Below are 15,252 nucleotides of genomic sequence, written 5' to 3' on the forward strand. Positions count from 1 at the left end.
GTCAGTCGGGCGAAGCGGCCGCCCCCGGATGCCATTTGCTGCGAACGCGGCTGGCTGCCGCGATCGCGTCTTCCAGGCCCTGCGTATCGCCCGCGTTCATCAAGGCCTCGAACTGCGACAGTGCCGCGCGAAAGGCCAGCGAATGCTGCAATACCTGATCGCGATTGGCCAGCAGGACGTCGCGCCACATGGCCGGATCGCCGGCCGCGATGCGCGTGAAGTCGCGAAAACCGGGACCCGCCAGCTCCAGAAAGCGATGGCCGTCGGGCTGGGCGGTGATGGCTTTGACGAATGCGAACGCGAGCAGGTGCGGCAGGTGGCTCACGGCCGCGAAGGCGCTGTCGTGCGCCTCGGCCGTCATCGTCACGACCTTGGCGCCCACCCCCGTCCAGACCTGCGTCGCGCGCTGCACGTTGGAGCGCCGCGTGGCCTTGATCGGCGTGAGCACGACCTGGCGCCCGGCATACAAGCCGGCATCGGCATGCTCGACGCCGGCGAGCTCCTTGCCGGCGATCGGGTGCGCGGGGACGAAGGCGCCGAGCTGGTCCTGCAGGCCGCGCCGCGCGGCCTCGATCACGTCGCCCTTGGTCGAGCCCACGTCCATCACCAGCATCTGGTCGGTGATGCCGTGGCGGATCGCCTTGAAGGTGGCTTCCGAAGCGCCCACCGGAACGGCAATCAGCACCAGGTCGGCACCCGACACCGCGAGCAGGGCGGACGGCGCGGCCACGTCGATCACGCCCAGCTGGCGCGCGCGTTCCGTGGTCGATGGCGACTTGCTGTAGCCGACCACGCGCTTGACCAGCCGCGCGCGCTTGAGCGCCAGCGCGAAGGAGCCGCCCATCAGGCCGCAGCCGATCAAGCCGAGCTGTTCAAACATGGGCGGCCTCAAGCGGTGACGGGGTAGGCGCCGATGACTTTGTAGAACGCGCAAAGCTTGCGCAGTTCGGCGAGGGCGGCGGCGACATTGGGCTGTGACGGATGGCCGTCGAGGTCGATGTAGAAGTAGTACTCCCACTGGCCGGTGCGCGCCGGCCGCGACTCGAAGCGCGTCATCGAGACGTTGTTGGTCTTGAGCGGCACCAGCAGGTCGTGCACTGCGCCGGGCCGGTTGGGCACGGAAACCACCAGGCTGGTGCAGTCCTTGCCCGAGGCCGGCGGCATGGCCAGGGTCTGGGGCAGGCAGATGACGGCGAAGCGCGTGCGGTTGTACGAGTCGTCCTGGATCGCGTGGGCGACGATGTGCAGCCCGAAGCGGGTAGCGGCCCGTTCGCTCGCGAGGCCGGCCCAGGCCGGATTGCCGGCCGCGAGCCGGGCACCCTCGGCGTTGCTGGAAACGGCGCGCCGCTCGGCGTTGGGCAGATGCTTGGAGAGCCAGGTCTGGCACTGCGCGAGCGCCTGCGGATGCGCCAGCACCGCTTCGATGCCTTCGAGCTCGTTGCGCGTGCGCAGCAGGTGATGGCGCACCAACAGGCTGACCTCGCCGACCACGTGGGTGGGCGAGTGCAGGAACAGGTCGAGCGAGCGCGTGACCACGCCTTCGGTGGAGTTCTCGACGCCGACCACGCCGTACTGCGCGCTGCCGGCGGCCGTGGCGTGGAAGACCTCGTCGAAGGATGCGCAATAGATCAGGTCGGCGGCGCCGCCGAAGTATTCGATCGCGGCCTGTTCGCAGAAGGTGCCTTCGGGGCCGAGCACGGCGACGCGCTGCGGCGATTCGAGGGCCAGACAGGCCGACATGATCTCGCGCCAGATGGCCGCCACGTGCAGCGCCTTGAGCGGCCCGCCGTTGCTCTGCTGCATCTTCTCGATCACCTGCGCCACGCGATCGGGCCGGAAGTAGGGCGTGCCCTCGCGCTTCTTGACCTCGCCGACCAGCTCGGCGACGTGCGCGCGGCGGTTCAGCAGGTCGAGCAGTTGCTGGTCGAGCGAATCGATCTGCACGCGCAGATCGGCGAGGCTGGCGGAATTGTCGGAGGCAGGAGGCTGTGGGGTGGGTGCGGTCATCGGTCAGGCACGCATGCATCTAGGCATGCGACCGCTCGAATTCTCGCATGTAGCTCACGAGTGCCTGCACGCCTGCCAGCGGCATCGCGTTGTAAATACTGGCCCGCATGCCGCCGACCGACTTGTGCCCCTTCAGCTGCAGCAGACCCGCTTCGCGCGCGCCGGCGAGGAAGGCCTCGTTGCGGCTTTCGTCCTTGAGGAAGAAGGGCACATTCATGCGCGAGCGGCAGTTGGCGGCGACCTTGTTCTCGTAGAAGCTGGAAGCGTCGATGAAGCCGTAGAGAAGCTGCGCCTTCGCGATGTTGCGCTGCTCCATCGCCTCGACGCCGCGGAGCTCGCCCTCCGTCTGCTGCAGCAGCCATTGGAAGGTCAGGCCGGCGACGTAGATGCCCCAGGTCGGCGGCGTGTTGTACATCGACTTGTTCTCTGCCACCGTCTTGTAGTTGAAGGCCGTGGGGCAGATGTCGAGCGCGCGTCCCAGCAGGTCGTCGCGCACGATAACGATCGTGAGGCCGGCCGGGCCGAGGTTCTTCTGCGCGCCGCCGAAGGCGAGGCCCACGCGGCGCCAGTCGACCGGCCGCGACGCGACATGGGAAGAGAAATCGATGACGAGCGGGGCGTCGCTGCCCAGTGCGGCGAGATCGGGCAACTCCTGGAATTCGATGCCGTGGATCGTCTCGTTGGAACAGATATGCACGTACGACGCGTCGCGCGCGAGCTGCCAGGTCGCGGGGTCGGGCAGCCGCGTGTGCTGGCTGTCGGCATTGGACGCGGCGACGTTCGCCTTGCAGTAGCGCTGCGCTTCCTTCTGCGATTTGGCGCTCCAGCTGCCGGTGATCACGAAGTCGGCGCCGGCGCCGCGCGACAGGTTCATCGGCACGATCGCGTTCTCGCCGAGGCCGCCGCCCTGCATGAAAAGGATGTGGAAGTGCGCAGGTACCGCGAGCAGCGTCCGGATGTCGGCCTCGGCCTGCGAGCAGATCGCGCCGAACTCCTTGCCGCGATGGCTCATCTCCATCACGCTCATGCCGCTGCCTTGCCAGTCCAGCATGTCGGAGGCGGCGCGTTGCAGCACTGCCTCCGGCATCGCGGCCGGACCGGCGGAGAAGTTGTACGGGCGCGGACCCTGCGTCACTTCTTGGCGGGCGCCTTGGGCGCCGGCTTGGCCGGTGCTGCCGCGCCGTTGCCGGTCGGGGCGCCCAATGCCTTGGCAACGTTGGTGTCGAGCGTGCGCATCTTCGGTTCGATGCTCGTGCGGGTCTCGGCCACCAGCTTTTCCGTGAGTGCGGTCTGCATCTTCGGATTGAGTTCCTGGTACTTCTTGCTCAAGGGCGAGCTGATCCAGGCCAGCAGCTGGCGCAGTTCTTCGTCGCTGAAGTTGTCGCGCAGGATCGGGCCCAGGGCGTCCGGCGCGAGCGCCACCGCCTTGTCGCGCACGATGGGGTAAGCCTCGTCGAAGTACTTCTTGAGCTCGGCGTCGGCGGCCTTTGCGGCGGCTTCGCGCTTCTCGGCCGGCACCTGCGTCTGCAGATACTGCGAACCCGCTTGAGCGATGGGGGCGCTGGACTGCTCGACCAGGCCGCGCGCCAGCGCTTCGATGCCGGGGCGCTGCAGATCGATGAATTGCTTGACCATCGCCGCCTTGTCCTGTGCCATGGCCATCGAGCTGCCGGCGAGCGCGACCGTCAAGAGCGCGAGTTTGAGTTTTTTCACTGAGGGTTCTCCGTTGAAGATGATGAGGAAGTGTCGTCGGCGTCGGGCTCGTTCTCCACGTTCGCGTCGTTCTCGACGATGCGCTGCAGCCCGCTGAGCTTGGCGCCTTCGTCGAGCCCGATCAGCGTGACGCCTTGCGTCGCGCGTCCGAGTTCGCGGATTTCGGAGACACGGGTGCGTACGAGCACGCCCTTGTCGGTGATGAGCATGATCTCGTCGTCGGCATGCACGAGAGTCGCGGCCACTACCTTGCCGTTGCGCTCACTTTGCTGAATCGCGATCATGCCCTTGGTTCCCCGGCCATGACGCGTGTACTCGGTAATGCTTGTGCGTTTTCCGTAACCATTTTCCGTCGCGGTCAGGACGCTCTGCTCCTCGTCCTCCGCGACCAGCATGGCGATCACGCCCTGGCCGTCCTCGAGCGTCATGCCGCGCACGCCGCGTGCGTTGCGGCCCATCGGACGCACATCGTTCTCGTCGAAACGCACGGCCTTGCCGCCGTCGGAAAACAGCATCACGTCGTGCGCGCCGTCGGTCAGCGCGGCGCCGATCAGGTAGTCGCCCGGGTCGAGATCCACTGCGATGATGCCGGCCTTGCGCGGGTTGCTGAATTCGTCGAGCGCAGTCTTCTTGACCGTGCCCATCGAGGTCGCCATGAACACGTATTGATTGGCCGGGAAGGTGCGCTTCTCGCCGGTCAGGGGCAGCACGACGTTGATCTTCTCGCCTTCCTGCAGCGGGAACATGTTGACGATCGGGCGTCCGCGCGAGCCGCGCGATCCGGCGGGCACCTCCCACACCTTGAGCCAGTACAGCCGGCCGCGGTTGGAGAAGCACAGGATGTAGTCGTGCGTGTTGGCGATGAAGAGCTGGTCGATCCAGTCGTCTTCCTTGGTCGCCGTGGCTTGCTTGCCGCGCCCGCCGCGTTTCTGGGCCCGGTATTCGCCCAGCGGCTGGCTCTTGATGTAGCCGCTGTGCGAGAGGGTCACGACCATGTCGGTGGGCGTGATCAGGTCTTCCGTCGAAAGATCGAAGGCGCTGTGCTCGACCTGGCTGCGGCGCAAGCCGAGCTTGGTCTGACCGAACTCCTGTTTGATCGTCGCGAGCTCGTCGCCGATGATCACCGAGACGCGCTCGGGCTTGGCCAGGATGTCCAGCAGATCGTCGATCTCCGCCATGACTTCCTTGTACTCGGCCACGATCTTGTCCTGCTCCAGGCCGGTCAGGCGCTGCAGGCGCATCTGCAGGATTTCCTGGGCCTGCGTGTCCGACAGCTTGTAGAGCCCGTCGGCGCTCATGCCGTATTCGATCTCGAGTCCGTCGGGGCGGTAGTCGTCGGCGTTGATGACGCCGCCGTCGGCCCGCGTGCGGGTGAGCATCTCGCGCACCAGCTTGCTGTCCCAGCGGCGGTTCATCAGCTCGGCCTTGGCCACCGGCGGCGTCGGCGCGTTGCGAATGATGGCGATGAATTCGTCGATGTTGGCGAGCGCGACCGCCAGGCCCTCGAGCACGTGGCCGCGTTCGCGCGCCTTGCGCAGCGTGAACACCGTGCGGCGCGTCACGACTTCGCGGCGGTGCTGCAGGAAGACCTGGATCAGGTCTTTGAGGTTGCACAGCTTCGGCTGGCCGTCCACCAGCGCCACCATGTTGATGCCGAAGGTGTCCTGCAGTTGGGTCTGCTTGTAGAGGTTGTTGAGCACCACTTCGGGCACTTCGCCGCGCTTGAGCTCGATCACCAGCCGCATGCCCGACTTGTCGGACTCATCCTGGATGTGGCTGATGCCTTCGATCTTCTTCTCGTGCACCAGCTCGGCCATGCGCTCCTGCAGCGTCTTCTTGTTGACCTGATAGGGCAGCTCGTCGACGATGATCGCCTGCCGCTGGCCGCGGTCGATGTCCTCGAAGTGGCACTTCGCCCGCATCACCACCTTGCCGCGGCCGGTGCGATAGCCGTCCTTGATGCCGTTGATGCCGTAGATGATCCCGGCCGTCGGAAAGTCGGGCGCCGGAATGATCTCCATCAGGTCGTCGATGCTGGCGTCCGGGTGGCGCAGCAGGTGCAGGCAGCCGTCGACGACTTCGTTCAGGTTGTGCGGCGGGATGTTGGTCGCCATGCCGACCGCAATGCCGCCCGAGCCATTGACCAGCAAATTGGGCAGCTTGCTCGGCAATACCAGCGGTTCTTTCTCGCTGCCGTCGTAATTCGGACCGAAATCGACGGTTTCCTTGTCAATATCGGCCAGCATTTCATGCGCAATCTTCGCGAGCCGAATTTCCGTGTAGCGCATCGCGGCCGCGTTGTCACCATCGACCGATCCGAAATTGCCCTGGCCATCGACCAGCATGTGGCGCATGGAAAAGTCCTGCGCCAGCCGCACGATGGTGTCATAGACCGACTGGTCGCCGTGCGGGTGGTACTTACCGATCACATCGCCGACGATACGGGCCGACTTCTTGTACGCCCGGTTCCAGTCATTGTTGAGCTCGTGCATCGCATACAGCACGCGCCGGTGCACCGGCTTGAGGCCATCCCTCGCATCGGGGAGCGCACGCCCCACGATCACGCTCATCGCGTAATCGAGATAGCTGCGGCGCATTTCCTCTTCGAGGCTGATGGGTAGAGTTTCTTTGGCGAACGAGGTCATGGGCAGCAGGCTGACGGCAAGGGGCCGAATTTTACGCCGCGAAGGGTGTCGCACCGCCGCAACACAAGGCCGGTATTCCGCCTCCGTCCTACGTTTCAGGGGCGCCTCGCGGGCGGTTTGCCAAAGACCCTATGGCACAATCGCCTCAACGTTTTGGGTGGTGGTCACTTAAAGCGTCCTTGATTCGCAGCGCGGCTGCGGCTTTTTCCCCAAGAGGAGAACCATGAAGAAACTGAATAAAGTGGCGATGATGTTTGCAGTCGCTGCGCTCGCCACTGCCGCCGGCGCGCAGACCCGCGTCACCGCCGCGAACGGTGGCCCCGTGATCGACAACTGGCAAAACGGCACCAGCGAACTGGTCTGGAAAAACGGCACCAATGAACTGTGCTGGCGCGATGCCAACTGGACGCCCGCCACGGCTGCCGCTGGTTGCGACGGTGCGCTCGTTCCCGCTGCACCTCCCGCCGCTGTGGCCCCGGCTGCTCCGGCACCTGTCCCACCTGCAGCTCCGGCTGTCGCCGCTTCGAAGGTCACCTTCGCTGCCGACGCGTTCTTCGATTTCGACAAGTCGGTCCTCAAGCCTGAAGGCCGCGCCAAGCTGGACGACCTGGTCTCGAAGATCCGTGACGTGAACCTCGAAGTGATCATCGCCGTCGGCCACACCGACTCGATCGGCACCGATGCCTACAACCAGCGCCTGTCGGTTCGCCGCGCTGAAGCCGTCAAGGCCTACCTGGTCTCGAAGGGCATCGAACGCAACCGCGTTTACACCGAAGGCAAGGGCGAGAAGCAACCCGTCGCCGACAACAAGACCAAGGAAGGTCGCGCCAAGAACCGCCGCGTGGAAATCGAAGTGGTCGGTACCCGCGCCAACCGTTGATTCGCAAGAATCTTCAAAAAGAACCCCGCCTCGGCGGGGTTTTTTTATGGGCGATCGCATTGCGATTTCGCGTTGCGGGATTCCCAGCAATTCGCGTCGTTTCATAATCTGCATATGACCGATACCGTGAATGCCGACCCGGCAGAACTTGCCAAATTTTCCGAACTCGCTCACCGCTGGTGGGATCTGGAAAGCGAATTCCGACCGCTGCACGAAATTAATCCGCTGCGCCTGGAGTGGATCGAAAGCATTGCACCGATTGCAGGATGCAGGGTGCTCGATGTGGGCTGCGGCGGCGGGATTCTGGCCGACGCCATGGCGCGGCGAGGCGCCGACGTCCTGGGCATCGATCTGGCCGACAAGGCTCTCAAGGTCGCCCAACTGCATGCGCTCGAGGCAGCGACGCGTGGCGTGAAGTACCGCGAAATCAGTGTCGAAGCGCTGGCCACCGAACAGCCTGAGAGCTTCGACGTCGTGACCTGCATGGAAATGCTCGAGCACGTGCCTCAGCCGGCCTCCGTCGTGAAGGCCTGTGCGCAGCTTGTCAAGCCCGGCGGCTGGGTGTTCTTCTCGACCATTCATCGGAACCTGAAGTCCTTCCTGTTCGCGATCGTCGGCGCCGAGTACGTGCTGGGCATGCTGCCCCGGGGCACGCACGAGTATCAGAAGCTGATCCGGCCGAGCGAGCTGGCTGCGCATTGCCGCGCTGCAAACCTCGATTTGCGCCATACGCGCGGCCTGCAGCACAACCCGGTGACGCGGCGCTACTGGCTCAGCGACGACACCAGCGTCAACTACATGTTTGCAACCCGCAAACCATCGGCGCCCCAGCCATGATGGCGGCCGATGCGACACAGGCCGTCCTGTTCGATCTGGACGGCACGCTGATCGACAGCGCTCCGGACCTGGGCGCCGCGGCCGACCAGATGCGAACGGATCGGGGCCTGGCCTCGCTGCCCCTGGAGCGCTATCGCCCCATGGCCGGCGCCGGCGCGCGCGGGATGCTGGGCGTGGCTTTCGGCATCACACCCGATGCGCCGGAGTTCGCGCCGCTGCGCGAGGAGTTCTTCGTCAACTACGAGAATCGAATGCTGCGCAACACGCAGGTCTTCGAAGGCGTGGCCGAACTGATCGAAGCGCTTTGCGCGCGCGGGCTGCAGTGGGGCGTGGTGACCAACAAGTCGGTGCGCTTCACTGGCCCGCTGACACGCGCGATACCGCTGTTCGGCACGGCGCGCGCGATCGTCAGCGGCGACACGACGCCATATGCCAAGCCGCATCCCGAACCTTTGTTCGAGGCGGCGCGACAACTGGGGGTGCCGCCCGCTCGTTGCATCTATGTGGGCGACGACCACCGGGACATCATGGCCGGCCGGGCCGCGGGTATGGGAACGGTGGCCGCCGCCTACGGCTACATGGGCGCGGAGGCGGATGTGACGCTGTGGCAGGCCGATGCCGCCATCGCATCGCCCATGGAGCTCTTGCAACTACTCAAACCGGCCTAGAATGCAGCGCTTGGGGCTGCACTGGTTTCGACGTGGGTTCGGAATCGCAGCGGGGCATGTCGAGCTGAATGCGCTCGTAAAACAGATTCAAACAAACTAACTGCAAACGACGAACGTTTCGCACTCGCCGCTTAATTGCCGGTGAGCTTTGCAACAGCAGGCCGATGGGCTGGGCAAGGGGGCGCTAGAGCAATCTGACGCCTCCCGGCTGCAAAGATAATCTACATTGGCTGGCTCCGATCCGGGTACCTTGGGTCGGAGCGAGAACATAGGGTGCTGGCGGCCGGTGTAGCGTGCGACTGCGCGACACCGGTGGCGAGACCTAAATCAGATCGCTAAACATGTAGATCTGCGCGACGAAGGCTTGCGGACGGGGGTTCAAATCCCCCCAGCTCCACCATACATCCAGCGAGTGACACCTCGAGCGGCCCATGCGGCCGCAAGACACCGCTTCGGCGCATGCCGGCTCCGGCTTCGCGCATCAGTCAAGGTCCATTGGATTCTTCGGGCTCACGAGGTCCGCGCTGCTCCGCGCGCGAGCTATAGTCGGCGTCGCTCGCCCAGAGGACACCCATGGATTCAATGACGACCGCGCTCACGAGTTACTACGACACCGTGCCGTACGACTCGCATCCGTTTCCTCAGTCTGCGGTGGAGCACCTGGAGGCGCTGGCCTTCCTGTTCGGGCTGGAGGCGCCTGCGCCGGCGCAGGCACGCGTGCTCGAACTCGGCAGCGCGGCCGGCGGCAACCTGATCCCTTTCGCGGCACGCCACCCGGAGGCGAGAGCGCTCGGCGTGGACCTTTCGCCGGTGCAGATCCGGCAGGGCGCGGCAGCCATCGAGCACTCGGGCCTGAAGAACGTCGAACTGCGCGCTCTCGACATCGCCAGCATCGACGCCTCCTTCGGTCAGTTCGACTACATCATCTGCCACGGCGTCTACAGCTGGGTGCCGGCGCCGGTGCAGGACGCGATCCTGCGCGTGTGCTCAGAGAACCTCGCGCCCAACGGCGTGGCCTACGTGAGCTACAACGTGTACCCGGGCTGGAAGGCGCGCGAGATCGTGCGCGACGCCATGATCCTGCGTGGCGCCCCGCGCGACGAGCCGGACGAGAAACTCTCCTACGCGCGCGGCATGCTCGAGTTTCTCGAACAGTCGGCGCGGCCGGACAGCGTGCTCAAGAAGACGCTCGAAGAGACCATGCCGATCGTGCGTGCCGCGAACAGCTCCTACCTGCTGCACGAGTTCCTCGAGCCCTGCAACTCGCCCTGCTACTTCAAGGAGTTCGCCGCGCGTGCGAGCACGCACGGGCTCAGCTACCTGGCGGACGCCGAGCCGTCGACCATGTTCGTCCAGAACTACGGCGAAAAAGTGCGCGATCCCTTGCTGCGCGAATGCGGAGGCAGCCAGATCATGATGGAGCAGTACCTGGACTTCCTGGTCAACCGCACCTTCCGTCAGACGCTGCTCGTGAAGCAGGAACGTGCCGCCGAGATCCGCTATCGCCTTGTCCCGGAGCGCATCCGCGCGCTCGAATTCGCCGGCGTGTTCGCAGCCGAAGGCGGTGGCGTGCTGACGCTCGATGCGCAGGAGCAGCCCTGCAATGCGATGCGCAACCTCAAGATCACGCTGCGGCTGCCGCTTCAAAAAGCGGTGGCGCAGGTGCTCGACGAGCGCTACCCGGCCACCGCCTCGGCCGACGCGCTGATTGCCGAGGTCTCGGCGCGGACCGGCGAACCGCGCGCCGCGGTCGAGCCGCTCGTCATGGCGATGCTCGAAGAGCTGCTGATCCTCGGCGCCGTCCGCATCCGGCGCGCCGCGCCGCAGGCGGGCGCGCAAGTGTCGGAGTTCCCGCGTGCGCTGGCCGCGGTGCGCAGGACTCCCGGTCTCGCGCTGAATGCCGGACCCTCGGCCATTGCCTGCAACCTGTGGCATGAGCCGGTGGGCCTTTCTTTGCTCGAGCGCTGCCTGCTGCCGCTGCTCGACGGCGAGCATTCGCACGAGTCCCTGGCATTGCACCTGGCGGTTGAAGCCCGCGCTGAGCGCCTGCGCTTCATCAAGGACGAAAAGCCGCTCACCGAAGCAGGGGCGCTGCGCGAGTTCACGCAGCAACAGGTGGCGCTTGCCCTTCGGGACTTGCGCCGCAAGGGGCTGCTTGCGGGCTGATCCATTCTTCAAAGGAGATAAAACCGTGAAACAACTTCAGTGGACTTCGGTCTTGCGAGGCGCCGTCGCGGCGGCGCTCGCGCTGGCAGGCGCGGCACAGCTGCACGCGGCCTCGCAGGCGCCCGTGGCGGCCGAGAACGGCATGGTCGTGAGCGCCCAGCATCTGGCGACCAAGATCGGCGTCGACGTGCTCAAGCGCGGCGGCAATGCGATCGATTCCGCGGTGGCGGTCGGCTATGCGCTGGCGGTGGTCTACCCGGCGGCCGGGAACCTGGGCGGGGGTGGTTTCATGACGGTGCAACTGGCCGACGGCCGCAAGTCCTTCCTCGACTTCCGCGAGAAGGCGCCGCTGGCCGCCACTGCCAACATGTATCTCGACAAGGATGGCAACGTCGTCAAGGGCCTGAGCACGAACGGCCACCTCGCCGTCGGCGTGCCCGGCACCGTCTCCGGCCTCGAGCTGGCGCGCGAGAAGTACGGCACCATGAAGCGCGATGCGCTGATCGCGCCTTCGATCGCGTTGGCCGAGCGTGGCTTCGTGCTGGAGCAGGGCGACATCGACTTGCTCGCCACCGCGACCGCCGACTTCAAGAAAGATCCGGCCTCCGGCGCGATCTTCCTGAACAAGGGCGAGCCTTTCGCGGTCGGCCAGAAGCTGGTGCAGAAAGACCTCGCGAAAACGCTCAAGGCCATCAGCCGCAACGGCGTCGACGGCTTCTACAAGGGCCCCGTAGGCGCCGCGCTCGTGGCCTCCAGCCAGGCCGGCAAGGGCATCATCACGCAGGCCGACCTGAACCAGTACACGACCCGCGAACTGGCGCCGGTCGAATGCGACTACCGCGGCTATCACGTGGTCTCGGCGCCGCCACCGAGCTCGGGTGGGGTGGTGATCTGCGAGATGCTGAACATCCTCGAGGGCTATCCGCTCAAGGACCTCGGCTTCCGCTCGGCGCAGGCCGTGCACTACCAGATCGAGGCCATGCGCCATGCCTATGTCGACCGCAACAGCTACCTCGGCGACCCCGACTTCGTGAAGAACCCGCTCGACCGGCTGCTCGACAAGGGCTATGCCGAAAAGATCCGTGCCGTGATCGACCCGAAGAAAGCCGGCGTCTCGAAGGACATCAAGCCCGGCGTCGCACCCCATGAAGGCAGCAACACCACCCACTATTCGATCATCGACCAGTGGGGCAATGCGGTCTCGGTGACCTACACGCTCAACGACTGGTTCGGCGCCAAGGTCACGGCCGCCGGCACCGGCGTGTTGCTCAACGACGAGATGGACGACTTCACCGTGAAGATTGGCGTGCCCAACCTCTACGGTCTTGTGCAGGGCGAAACCAACGCCATCGCCCCGGGCAAGCGTCCGCTCAGCTCGATGAGTCCTACCATCCTGACCAAGGACGGCAAGCCGGTCTTCATCGTCGGAACGCCGGGCGGCAGCCGCATCATCACCGCGGTGCTCCACACGATCCTTAACGTCGTCGACTACGAAATGAACGTGCAGGAGGCCGTCGACGCGCCGCGCTTCCACCAGCAATGGCTGCCCGACGTGACCAACGTCGAGACCTTCGCGCTCAGCCCCGACACGCGCAAGATCCTGACCGACATGGGCCACAACCTCGGCGTGCCGCAGCCGGCCAATCACGTGGCGGCAATCACCATCGGTGCGCCTGCGCTGGGCGGCAAGCCGGTCGGCAAGAACCGCTTCTACGGCGCCAACGATCCGCGGCGCAACACCGGCCTGGCCCTCGGGTATTGATGCGGATCGACGAGATTCTTTATACCCAGGGCTTCGGCACCCGGCGCGTCTGCGCCGGGCTGGTCCAGCAAGGGCTGGTAAGGGTGGCGGGCACCGTCGTCGCAGATCCGGCGACGGAATTCGAGGCGGAGGGCCTGCTCCTCACTGTGCAGGGCACCGAGTGGGCATATCACGAGAAGGCCTACCTGATGCTGCACAAGCCGGCCGGTACCGAGTGCTCGCAGAAGCCGTCGACCTATCCCAGCATCTACACGCTGCTGCCGTCGCCGCTGCGCCTGCGTCCCAACAAAGGCGCAGTGCAGGGCGTGCAGGCCATCGGCCGGCTAGACCAGGACACCACCGGCCTGCTGCTCCTGACCGACGACGGCCAGTTCATCCACCGCATGGGCTCGCCCAAGCATCATGTGCCGAAGGTCTATGAGGTCGGCACCAAGCATGCGATCGACGACACGCAGGTGGCCCGGCTGCTCGCCGGCGTGGTGCTCGACGACGATCCGAAGCCGGTGCGCGCGGCGGCCTGCGAGCCGGTCGGGCCGCTGCAGCTCCGACTCACGCTGACCGAAGGCAAGTACCACCAGGTCAAGCGCATGCTGGCCGCCGTGGGCAATCGGGTCGAGACCCTGCACCGCTCGCGCATCGGACCGCTCGCGCTGCCTGAAGACCTGGCGCCGGGCCAGTGGCGCTGGCTGGAGTCGGCGCAGGTCGAGGCCTTGCGAACGGCGCGCCCAAGTCAGCCAGCGAACAGGGTCGATCGTTAAAATCGCAAGCCTGCTTCTGGAACTTCCCCCTTGCGCTTCTCTTTACCCCCGATAGGCCGCCTCGCGGCCTTTTTGTTTGCCTGTGCGGCGCTGCCGTCGCTTGCTGCTGAACCACCGCCGGTCTTCGTGCTCAATTCGCTCGATGCCACGGTGAGCGTGGTCGATCCGGTCAGCTGGACCGAGAAGCTGCGCATCCCGACCGGCAAGGAGCCGCACCATCTCTACCTGTCGCCCGACGAGAGTTCGTTGATCGTCGCCAATTCGGCCGGCGACTCGCTCACCTTCCTGAACCCGCGCACGGCCGAGGTTCAGCGCGTGGTCTACGGCATCATCGACCCTTATCACCTGCGCTTCTCGCCCGACATGAAGTGGTTCGTTACCGCCGGCAACCGGCTCAACCACATCGACGTCTACCGTTGGGACGGCAAGGAGCCCAAGCTGGTCAAGCGCATCCCCTCGGGCAAGACGCCGAGCCACATCTGGATCGACGGCAAGAGCACCACGGCCTACGTCACGATGCAGGACAGCGACGAACTGGTCGCGGTCGATCTCGCCACGCAGACCATCCGCTGGCGCACGCCTACCGGCCCGATGCCGGCCGACATCTTCGGCGTCCACGACGGCAAGACGCTGCTGGTGGGCCTCACGGGCAGCGACGGCGTGCAGGTCTTCGACGTGGCCGGCCGGGAGCCGAAGCTGGTCGGCAAGATTCCCACCGGCAAGGGCGCCCACGCCTTCCGCTCGGCCGGCGACGGCCGCAGCGTCTTCGTCAGCAACCGCGTGGCCAACACCATCAGCCGCATCGACCTGCAGACGCTGCAGGTCAGCGATACCTACCCGGTGGGCGGCGGACCCGACTGCATGGACGTCTCGGCCGACGGCAAGACGCTCTACGTGACCTCGCGCTGGGCCAGGAAGCTCAGCGTGGTCGATCTGGCCGCCCACAAGGTGGTGCGGCAGGTGCCAGTCGGCCGCTCGCCCCACGGCGTCTGGACCCTCGATCATGCAAAACGCTAGATACGCGCTCGCGCTGCTCCTGCTCGCTGCGGGTGCGGCGCCAATCAGCGCCGTCGCACAGGCCAGCTGCGCCAAGCCGGTCTACCTGAGCTTCGACACCGGCCACATGGGCGTGGCGCCGCTGGTGGCCGAGGTGCTCAAGCGCCAGGAGGTGCGTGTCACCTTCTTCGGCGCGGCCGAGCGCACGCTGAGCGGCGGCGACAGCCTCGACAACCAGTGGGCGCCGTGGTGGAAGGCGAGGGCGGCCGAAGGCCACGAATTTGCATCTCACACCTACGACCATGCCTACTGGCGCGGCGACGTGAAGGGACTCGCGCCGCGCTTCCGCATCGCACCCTCGGCCGGCGCCTTTGCCGGCCGGCAGTTCACCTGGGACGCGGAACAGTACTGCGCCAATATCACCAAGGCTTCCGAGCGCCTGCAGTACGTCACGGGCAAGAAGCCGCTGCCGCTGTTCCGCGCGCCGGGGGGCAAGACTTCGCCCAGGCTGCTGGCGGCCGCCAAGGCCTGCGGCTATGCGCACGTGGGCTGGGCGCCGTCAGGCTTGCTGGGCGACGAGCTGCCGAGCGAGAAGTTCAGCAACGAGAAGCTGCTGCAACAGGCCCTCGATCACATCCAGCCCGGCGACATCCTGATTGCGCACCTGGGCATCTGGTCGCGCAAGGACCCGTGGGCGCCGGCCGTGCTGGAGCCCTTGATCGTCGGCCTCAAGGCCAAGGGCTTCTGCTTCGAGACGCTGCGCCAGCATGCGGCGTATCGTGAATGGATCGCGTCTCATCCCTGAATCGTGCGGTGTTCC

Annotated in this window: 13 protein-coding genes and 1 other RNA gene; 9 read left to right on the forward strand and 5 right to left on the reverse strand. The window is 65.9% G+C overall.

What is annotated here, in order from left to right; genetic code table 11:
• Position 1: 1 nt before the first annotated feature.
• The 5 genes from BLS74_RS03940 to gyrA are packed head-to-tail and all read right to left on the reverse strand — an operon-like array spanning position 2 to position 6,365.
• The gene (locus tag BLS74_RS03940; protein WP_093103106.1) at positions 2-880 is read right to left on the reverse strand and encodes a prephenate dehydrogenase; all 879 of its coding nucleotides are present in this window, start codon (positions 878-880) and stop codon (positions 2-4) included.
• 8 nt (positions 881-888) lie between these two features.
• A complete protein-coding gene (gene pheA, locus BLS74_RS03945; RefSeq protein ID WP_093103107.1) occupies positions 889-2,007 on the reverse strand; it encodes a prephenate dehydratase in 1,119 nt (372 codons plus the stop codon).
• A 19-nt stretch (positions 2,008-2,026) separates the two neighbouring features.
• Positions 2,027-3,142, reverse strand: coding sequence for a 3-phosphoserine/phosphohydroxythreonine transaminase (gene serC, locus BLS74_RS03950; RefSeq protein ID WP_280142598.1), 1,116 nt, complete (start codon positions 3,140-3,142; stop codon positions 2,027-2,029).
• Positions 3,139-3,720, reverse strand: coding sequence for a DUF2059 domain-containing protein (locus BLS74_RS03955; protein ID WP_093103109.1), 582 nt, complete (start codon positions 3,718-3,720; stop codon positions 3,139-3,141). The genes serC and BLS74_RS03955 overlap by 4 nt, the downstream gene beginning before the upstream one ends.
• A complete protein-coding gene (gyrA, locus tag BLS74_RS03960; protein WP_093103110.1) occupies positions 3,717-6,365 on the reverse strand; it encodes a DNA gyrase subunit A in 2,649 nt (882 codons plus the stop codon). The genes BLS74_RS03955 and gyrA overlap by 4 nt, the downstream gene beginning before the upstream one ends.
• A 223-nt stretch (positions 6,366-6,588) precedes the next feature.
• Here gyrA and ompA point away from each other — a divergent pair, with 223 nt between their 5' ends.
• The 9 genes from ompA (at position 6,589) to BLS74_RS04005 (ending at position 15,237) form a co-directional block, all read left to right on the forward strand.
• Complete coding sequence (gene ompA, locus BLS74_RS03965; protein WP_093103112.1) at positions 6,589-7,245, forward strand: outer membrane protein OmpA; 657 nt, start codon at positions 6,589-6,591, stop codon at positions 7,243-7,245.
• 114 nt (positions 7,246-7,359) lie between these two features.
• Positions 7,360-8,082 carry a bifunctional 2-polyprenyl-6-hydroxyphenol methylase/3-demethylubiquinol 3-O-methyltransferase UbiG gene (gene ubiG / locus BLS74_RS03970; protein ID WP_093103113.1) on the forward strand — a complete coding sequence of 241 codons (723 nt, stop codon included), beginning with the start codon at positions 7,360-7,362 and terminating at the stop codon, positions 8,080-8,082.
• Positions 8,082-8,750, forward strand: coding sequence for an HAD family hydrolase (locus BLS74_RS03975; protein WP_093103275.1), 669 nt, complete (start codon positions 8,082-8,084; stop codon positions 8,748-8,750). The genes ubiG and BLS74_RS03975 overlap by 1 nt, the downstream gene beginning before the upstream one ends.
• 12 nt (positions 8,751-8,762) lie before the next feature.
• Positions 8,763-9,150: a transfer-messenger RNA gene (gene ssrA / locus BLS74_RS03980) on the forward strand.
• 173 nt (positions 9,151-9,323) lie between these two features.
• Entirely contained in the window at positions 9,324-10,916 is a 1,593-nt protein-coding gene (locus BLS74_RS03985; protein WP_093103115.1) for a class I SAM-dependent methyltransferase, read from the forward strand.
• Positions 10,917-10,968: 52 nt separating this feature from the next.
• Positions 10,969-12,678 carry a gamma-glutamyltransferase gene (ggt, locus tag BLS74_RS03990; RefSeq protein WP_244503751.1) on the forward strand — a complete coding sequence of 570 codons (1,710 nt, stop codon included), beginning with the start codon at positions 10,969-10,971 and terminating at the stop codon, positions 12,676-12,678.
• The gene (locus tag BLS74_RS03995; protein ID WP_093103277.1) at positions 12,678-13,436 is read left to right on the forward strand and encodes a pseudouridine synthase; all 759 of its coding nucleotides are present in this window, start codon (positions 12,678-12,680) and stop codon (positions 13,434-13,436) included. Before ggt ends, BLS74_RS03995 begins: the two co-directional genes overlap by 1 nt.
• A 72-nt stretch (positions 13,437-13,508) precedes the next feature.
• Positions 13,509-14,453: a YVTN family beta-propeller repeat protein gene (locus BLS74_RS04000; RefSeq protein ID WP_244503752.1), complete on the forward strand. Its 945-nt coding sequence runs from the start codon at positions 13,509-13,511 to the stop codon at positions 14,451-14,453.
• Positions 14,440-15,237 (forward strand): polysaccharide deacetylase family protein, encoded by a 798-nt coding sequence (locus BLS74_RS04005; RefSeq protein WP_093103119.1) that lies wholly within the window; start codon positions 14,440-14,442, stop codon positions 15,235-15,237. Before BLS74_RS04000 ends, BLS74_RS04005 begins: the two co-directional genes overlap by 14 nt.
• Positions 15,238-15,252 lie beyond the last annotated feature (15 nt).

Source organism: Variovorax sp. CF079, from assembly GCF_900101545.1.
Taxonomy (GTDB): Bacteria; Pseudomonadota; Gammaproteobacteria; order Burkholderiales; family Burkholderiaceae_C; genus Variovorax.

Excerpts from the sequence above, each read along its gene's own strand:
- ompA (WP_093103112.1), top strand. The coding sequence starts at position 6,589 with ATGAAGAAACTGAATAAAGTGGCGATGATGTTTGCAGTCGCTGCGCTC.
- BLS74_RS03975 (WP_093103275.1), top strand. The coding sequence starts at position 8,082 with ATGGCGGCCGATGCGACACAGGCCGTCCTGTTCGATCTGGACGGCACG.
- BLS74_RS04005 (WP_093103119.1), top strand. The coding sequence starts at position 14,440 with ATGCAAAACGCTAGATACGCGCTCGCGCTGCTCCTGCTCGCTGCGGGT.
- pheA (WP_093103107.1), bottom strand. The coding sequence starts at position 2,007 with ATGACCGCACCCACCCCACAGCCTCCTGCCTCCGACAATTCCGCCAGC.
- ubiG (WP_093103113.1), top strand. The coding sequence starts at position 7,360 with ATGACCGATACCGTGAATGCCGACCCGGCAGAACTTGCCAAATTTTCC.
- BLS74_RS03995 (WP_093103277.1), top strand. The coding sequence starts at position 12,678 with ATGCGGATCGACGAGATTCTTTATACCCAGGGCTTCGGCACCCGGCGC.
- gyrA (WP_093103110.1), bottom strand. The coding sequence starts at position 6,365 with ATGACCTCGTTCGCCAAAGAAACTCTACCCATCAGCCTCGAAGAGGAA.
- BLS74_RS03985 (WP_093103115.1), top strand. The coding sequence starts at position 9,324 with ATGGATTCAATGACGACCGCGCTCACGAGTTACTACGACACCGTGCCG.
- BLS74_RS03940 (WP_093103106.1), bottom strand. The coding sequence starts at position 880 with ATGTTTGAACAGCTCGGCTTGATCGGCTGCGGCCTGATGGGCGGCTCC.